General features: G+C 59.3%; 7 protein-coding genes. 3 read left to right on the top strand and 4 right to left on the bottom strand.

Translation table 11 applies throughout. The features are described 5' to 3' along the window. Window positions 1-1,016: adenine nucleotide alpha hydrolase family protein (locus UNPA324_RS34825; RefSeq protein ID WP_210246777.1), on the top strand; the 1,016-nt coding region annotated here is incomplete at its 5' end. Window positions 1,017-1,090: 74 nt separating this feature from the next. Here UNPA324_RS34825 and UNPA324_RS34820 read toward each other — a convergent pair. Together UNPA324_RS34820 and UNPA324_RS34815 are read right to left on the bottom strand one after the other, a co-directional pair. Then, window positions 1,091-1,666: an AbiU2 domain-containing protein gene (locus UNPA324_RS34820; RefSeq protein WP_283810316.1), complete on the bottom strand. Its 576-nt coding sequence runs from the start codon at window positions 1,664-1,666 to the stop codon at window positions 1,091-1,093. A gap of 291 nt (window positions 1,667-1,957) precedes the next feature. After that, the gene (locus UNPA324_RS34815; RefSeq protein WP_141938579.1) at window positions 1,958-2,539 is read right to left on the bottom strand and encodes a hypothetical protein; all 582 of its coding nucleotides are present in this window, start codon (window positions 2,537-2,539) and stop codon (window positions 1,958-1,960) included. Between the two features lie 139 nt (window positions 2,540-2,678). On the opposite strand from UNPA324_RS34815, the gene UNPA324_RS34810 reads away from it, so the two are divergent. Together UNPA324_RS34810 and UNPA324_RS34805 are read left to right on the top strand one after the other, a co-directional pair. Continuing rightward, entirely contained in the window at window positions 2,679-4,013 is a 1,335-nt protein-coding gene (locus UNPA324_RS34810) for a T6SS phospholipase effector Tle1-like catalytic domain-containing protein (protein WP_141938577.1), read from the top strand. A gap of 143 nt (window positions 4,014-4,156) precedes the next feature. Further along, entirely contained in the window at window positions 4,157-4,402 is a 246-nt protein-coding gene (locus UNPA324_RS34805) for a PilZ domain-containing protein (RefSeq protein ID WP_164936216.1), read from the top strand. A 126-nt stretch (window positions 4,403-4,528) separates the two neighbouring features. On the opposite strand, the gene UNPA324_RS34800 is transcribed toward UNPA324_RS34805, so the two are convergent. Next, window positions 4,529-4,936 carry a hypothetical protein gene (locus UNPA324_RS34800; RefSeq protein ID WP_141938575.1) on the bottom strand — a complete coding sequence of 136 codons (408 nt, stop codon included), beginning with the start codon at window positions 4,934-4,936 and terminating at the stop codon, window positions 4,529-4,531. Between the two features lie 359 nt (window positions 4,937-5,295). Further along, a complete protein-coding gene (locus UNPA324_RS34795) occupies window positions 5,296-6,408 on the bottom strand; it encodes an NADH:flavin oxidoreductase/NADH oxidase (protein ID WP_141938573.1) in 1,113 nt (370 codons plus the stop codon). Window positions 6,409-6,474 lie beyond the last annotated feature (66 nt).

The following is a 6,474-nucleotide window of genomic DNA, read 5'->3' as shown; positions in this document are numbered from 1 at the left end:
TAAACTTCCGTCTCTTCATCGCCCACCTCCGGCTTCATGAAACACCTAATCTCGGTGTCCATCAAACCGGCAGCAGCTCAAACCTCCCTCAAGTAACTTTGATTTATTGCGACACTGGTGTCGAGAACCCCGTGCTTGATGGGTACGTAAAGGCGTTTCTTCAGAAAGTAGAGCGGGAATTCGTCGAGCTCGATCTACCCATCAAGATAGAGTTACTCAAGGCTCCCATTCCGGATCGCTTCTTTGTTCGAATAGTAGGACGTGGATACCCGCCGCCTACGAATAGCTTCCGATGGTGCACAACTGGATTGCGGATAAAGCCCGTCTCGGAATTCATTGCCAGAGAAAATCCGCACAATACGGTGGTCGTTCTAGGCTTGAGAAAGTCCGAGAGCAGGCAACGAGACCGCGCGCTGGCTCTGAGCTCTAGCCTCTATTGGCAGAAGCAGCGGGAGGGAAAAGGAGAGTACGACCTCTTTCTGCCAATCGTGGAAATGAGTGTACCAGAGGTTTGGGACGCTATCTTCGGCCTCTCTCTCCCGAAGGTGTTAGATAACTCTACTTTGGAGGCGCTTTACCGCGGAGCATCAGGAGAATGCCCTGTGATAAAAGCTCCAACTACACCACCGTGTGCTTCAGGCAGATTTGGATGTTGGACCTGCACAGTCGTTCGTAAGGACAAGTCGGCCAGCGAGTTGATAAAATCTGGACACTTTCAGCTAAGGCCGTTTTTGGCATTTCGCGACTGGCTTGCTGAATTCCGCAACGATCCCGCGAATCGGTGGCACAAGCGACGCAACGGTAGCGCCGGACTAGGCCCATTTACTATTGATGCACGCAAAGAGATTCTTAGGAGAGTTGATGTGCTCGAAGATTCTACTGGAGCAACAATTATCAATGCCGAGGAGCGTGGCGTTATCGCATCACTTTGGACTATGGACAACTTTGCCCGCCTGACCTTTAAGCAGCAAGGCGAATTCAGTCGCGAGCGGCTCGAAAAAGTCGGTTCCGGATAAATCAACTTCCGCCGACGTCTATATACAAATTCAGACGCCGACATTGGATTTGCTCTTGGGCACAGGCCAACATCTCAGAGACTGACCTTCGCCAGTGCTCGCATCATATCTTCGGCATCCTCTATAGGAAGAGTGGTGAAATGCTGCTCGTTCTGTCCACGAACAGTTGCCAGGGCGTTGAAGAGATCGAGCGCAAGATCAGTTAGCTCGCGCAATTCGTTCAGCGATACTTTGGCTAGGCGGAAAACATCATCATATGACATTCTGCTTGTTCGGTGAGCGAAAGCATTGTGACGCAAGATTGTGACCTTATCGGCCGAGGATTTCGCCTTGGCCATCAAGGCTTCAATCATCAATTCTTGCGAACTTTGAAGATCGCCAGTGACGATCATGTCGCGAATTAGAGCTCGAAAGTTGATCGTGTCCCTCCGGTTTTCAAAAACGCCAGCGATGTAGACACTAAACGAAATGAAATAAGCATGCGGAGTGAACCGAAAGAACTCATTGTACTCACGCATCGTCTCAATAATGCCTTGGCGACTGTCGTGACCTTCAAAGTAAAAATACAAATCCAGAAACAACCGAGCTCGAACGATATGTTGTCCAAGCCGGTCTAGGCGTTGCTCAAGAGAGAGTTGCTTATTGGTCAGATGGCCCTCACAATTTTGGCTTATGAGAATTTGACTCTACGCCCCGAATGAACCGCCAAATGCGAAGTGCTGCGCGCTCGATTGTTGATCTATCCTTCACAAAACCAGACATCCAATTCCGGTAGTCGTCGTCAGAAGGAATGAGATCATCAGCCTTCGCCCACCGGACAGACTTCAGCTTTCGACCCGGCAGCCAGTACTTCCAACCGTTTCTTCGTCGTAAGCTGTTCTCGGATTTGCGAATGTGCTCACCTAAGCGCATCGAAAAGAAGATACAGTCGTTTGCCTGCGCTAGTAGCGCGAGAACATTATCTCGCAAGCGCTCGTCTCGCGCTCTTGGTGTCCACTTGGTGGGTCTTTCCGAAATTCGTTCACCAACTCATTTCGGTATTTGATCGACGCACTCAAGTCGTCGGTCGCGTCCAAGACGGCAACTAGCGTTGCAACCGCTTCGCTCCCCAAAAAACATCGTTCTAAGACGATCTTTTCCAAAGATTTGTCAGCAAATTTAATCTGCGACAACGTGCGTAAGTCTATCTGTATTGAAAGGCAGCCGCGCGGATTGATCATGAAGGCGGCATGGGCCGCTAAAGCAGCCTTGAATGCCTCTTCCAATGGCCGCACATGCTGCTTTTTGAATGAGAGGGCTTTGTTGGCGACTGAGAACGCAAGAGCGTGCGCGGATCTCAACGCGTGCAACTCGGAAACTACTGTCCTTTTTGTTTGAGATCTGCTTGCAATCCAAGCTCCAAACAGGACGCCAATAACCGCTCCCAAAAGCGATCGACCGACCTCAGGGACCTGAGACCAAACCGCCTGGGACGCTTCCAAAGCTGACCGCAGATAGCCCAATTCCGCCGAAATAGCTTCCATTGTTTGGATGCGCCGTGTTGGACCCACTCAATCAGCTTCAACCAAACTCAGCAAATTTTTCCCGTCAAGCTTGCGGGCACTCTATCCGCCTCATTTTCCGCTATACTCGCCCCGGTAGCATCACCCGGAGGCGCATCCCATGGACCCCGCGCATACCACCACCTCCTCGAAAAACCTCGTCATCTGTTGCGACGGCACCGGCAACGAGATTTCGGAGAACATCTCCAACGTCCTGAAGCTCTATCGCTGCCTGCGCAAGACCGAGAAGACGCAGCCGCGGCAGATGGTGTTTTACGATCCCGGGGTCGGCACGGTGACGGAGCCGACGACGTGGCATCGCTTGAAAGCCAATATCAATCTGGTGCTGGGGCTCACCACCGGCTACGGGCTCGATGACAACGTGCTCTCGGCCTATTGCTTCCTGGTCGAGCATTACGCGCCGGGCGACCGCATCTATCTGTTCGGCTTTTCGCGCGGGGCTTACACGGTGCGCGTGCTGGCGGGGCTGATCCACAAGATCGGCCTGATCAGGCCGGAGCAGGCGAACCTCGCCGGCTCGGGCCTCGTCGCCTACAAGCAATATTCCGGCACTGGGCGCGGCAACGATATCGAGGATCTCACAGGCGTCGCCTTCGACGACCAGGGACCGCTGCCGAAGGACCAGTTCGACCTCGCCGCGCAGTTCGCGCGCATCACCTCGACGCGCTGGCCGACCATCCACTTCATCGGGGTGTGGGACAGTGTGGCGAGCGTGATCGTGCCGCGCGCCGACCGCCTGTTCTGGCCGAGCCTGGAGGAGCTCGCCTTCACGCTGCGCAACCCGAGCGTCAGGATCTTCCGGCAGGCGATCGCGATCGACGAGCGGCGCTGCATGTTCCGCCTCAAGAAGTACGAACAGCCGCAGGAATTCTGGAGCAACCGCTATGTTCCTGATGAAAAGAAGGTGCCGCAGGACATCCTGCAGGTGTGGTTCGCCGGCGTGCACAGCGACGTCGGCGGCGGCTATCCGGAAGCCGAGAGCGGCGAGTCGAAATATCCGCTGCTGTGGATGATCGCGGAGGCGGAGAGGGCGGGGCTGAACTTCAACCCGGCGACCATCAAGCAGCTCGCCTGGGGTATCCCGCGCAAGAACTCGCCGTTTCAATATGTCGCGCCGGCCTTTACGGGCAAGACCGGCGTGCTGCACGATTCCATGACGGCGGGCTGGCGGCTGCTGGAATTCTTGCCGAAGAGCGCGACGTACCGGGAATGGCCGGAGCGGAAGGTATTGTTCGGCTTCTACATCCCCGATTGCGAGCCGCGCCCCATCCCCGACGGCGCGCATGTGCATGAGAGCGTGGTGAAGCGGATGGCGGTGGAGCCGGATTACCGGCCGGTGAATTTGCCGAAGGATTTTGTGACGGTGCCGATGCCGGTGGGGCCGCATGAGGCGGAGGCAGAGACGGTGCCACCCTCCCCTGGAGGGGGAGGGTAAGACCCCGCTACCGCCGCTTTCTTCCTTTGCTGCTACTTTTCGTTAAAATTCTCCGGCCCGCCTTAGCGGGATCGCATCATCTCCTCCGCATCATCGGGGCAAACCACCCGCCGCTATTCCTGCGGAATTGGAGGAGAGTGCCAATGTACCCGCGCAAATATGCCCGCGTGAAACCGGCAGGGCTGGTGTCGCGCCAGGCCAAGATCATCACCGACCCGCGCGCGCCGGTGATCCCCTGCACGCTGATCGACTATTCGCCCGGCGGGGCCTGCGTCGATCTCGGCGGCCAGGTGAAAATCCCCGATCGCTTCGAGCTGCTGCACGTCAACACCAAGAAGCGCTGCCGCATCGCCTGGAAGCGCGGCACGCGGGTGGGCGTGGTGTTTTAGGGAGCGCTTGAGTCACAAGCTCCGCTGCGTTGGTGGTGCGCTCCCTCCCCCGCTTGCGGGGGAGGGCTGGGGAGAGGGTGTCTCCGCAGAGGGATTCCCCTCGATTGTTCTCCAACAATTCCCCTACTACTTCCGCATTCTCGCCTTTGCACCCGCGATGATCTGCATGGCGACGCCGGCGAGCCAGCCGATGAAGACGAGCCAGGTCCAGGCCATGTGCGGATCGAGGCGGAGCACGATGACGGCGACGGAGACGAAGGCGGTGCCGGTGGCGAACAGCGTGCCGGCGGAACTGAGGAATTCCGCCGCGTCGATGTGGCTGTGGGCATCGTCGAACGGCATCTGCGGCGTGTCGATGCCGAGATAGAAGCCGATGCCGCCGAGCAGCATCATCAGCAGCAGAAAACCCTGCGTGGTGAGCTGCGGGATCGCCGATCCCACAAAGGCGCCGATGAACAGGCCGCACGCCGCGCCAGCCATCGCAAGGCCCACGCGCTCGAAGATGTGAGCGGTTTTGCGAACAGGATAACGCATGGGCGGGCCTCCGTTGCCTCGACTGGGCCGAAGGTTAGGCCAGATTTGGGGAGTGTGGAAGCTGGGGAGATTTACGGATGCGGGGAAGTGAGAGGCGAAAGCGCGTCCACATAGTCCGCTGTCGTCCCGGACAAGCGCGCCCTTAGGCGCGCGCCGATCCGGGATCCCCGTGCGAGCGCTTGCCCTCGTCGCGATATCCACAGGGAGAGGTTTGATGAAGACACCCAGTTATTTGTCGACGCACACCCCGCGCGATCGAGAGATCACGCGGTATGGGTCCCGGATCTGCGCTGGCGCTTGTCCGGGACGACACTATTGATTTGGCGACGCTACCGCGCCTCAGCTGCAGCGGCGCACCCTCACCTCGCCCCGAAATTGGTTTTGCCGAACAGCGCCTTTTGCGTCGAGGGCTGCGAGCGCCAATATTGCGGCGGGGCTTCGACCTCGCCGCCGAGCTCGGCGGCGGCGTGCCAGGCCCAGCGCGGGTCGTAGAGCATGCCGCGGGCGAGCGCGACCATGTCGGCCTTGCCGGATGCGACGATCTCCTCGGCCTGCCTGGCTTCCGTGATCAGGCCCACGGCGATGGTGGGCAGGCCGGTCTCGCGGCGGATGCTATCTGCGAACTGCACTTGATAGCCGGGGCCGAGCGGGATTTTCTGCAGCGGCGAGACGCCGCCGGAGGAGGCATCGATCCAGTCGACGCCGCGCGCCTTCAGCGCTTTGGCGAATGCGATGGTCTGCGAAATATCCCAGCCGCCCTCGACCCAGTCGGTCGACGACACCCGCATGCCAACCGGCCTGTCGTGCGGGAAGGCGGCGCGCACCGCGTCGAACACCTCCAGCGGGAAACGCATGCGGTTCTCCAGGCTGCCGCCGTACTCGTCGGTGCGCCGGTTCGAGATCGGCGACAGGAACTGATGCAGGAGATAGCCGTGCGCGCCATGAACCTCGATGGCGTCGATGCCGAGACGCGCGGCGCGTTTGGCGCTGTCGACGAAGGCCTCGCGGATGCGCTTGAGGCCCGCGGCATCGAGCGCGAGCGGGGCGGCCTCGCTCTCCTTGTGTGGCACGGCGCTTGGGGCCACTGCCTGCCAGCCGCCCTGCTCCGCCGGAATCAGCTGGCCGCCGTCCCAGGGCCGCGCGCTGCTCGCCTTGCGGCCGGCATGGGCGAGCTGCATCGCGACCGCGGTGGAGGAATGCTTGCGCACCGAGGTGAGGATCTGATGCAGCGCGGCCTCGCAGACATCGCTGTAGAGCCCGAGACAGCCCGGCGTGATGCGGCCGATCGCCTCCACATGGGTCGCCTCGATGCAGAACATCGCAGCGCCCGACAGGCTGAGATTGTTGATGTGGGTGAAGTGCCAGTCGGTGGCGACGCCGTCGTCGGCCGAATATTGGCACATCGGCGACACCACGATGCGGTTCTTCAGCGTCAGGCCGCGCAGCTTGATCGGGGAAAACAGGACGGACATGCGGGGGGAGTTCCGGGGAATGAGAAGGCAATGGGGGGAGTGTAGTGAGGGGACGGCGGATTGCTA

The organism is Bradyrhizobium sp. UNPA324 (assembly GCF_006658635.1).
Taxonomy (GTDB): Bacteria; Pseudomonadota; Alphaproteobacteria; order Rhizobiales; family Xanthobacteraceae; genus Bradyrhizobium; species Bradyrhizobium nanningense.
This window is presented reverse-complemented; position numbering and strand designations above follow the sequence as displayed.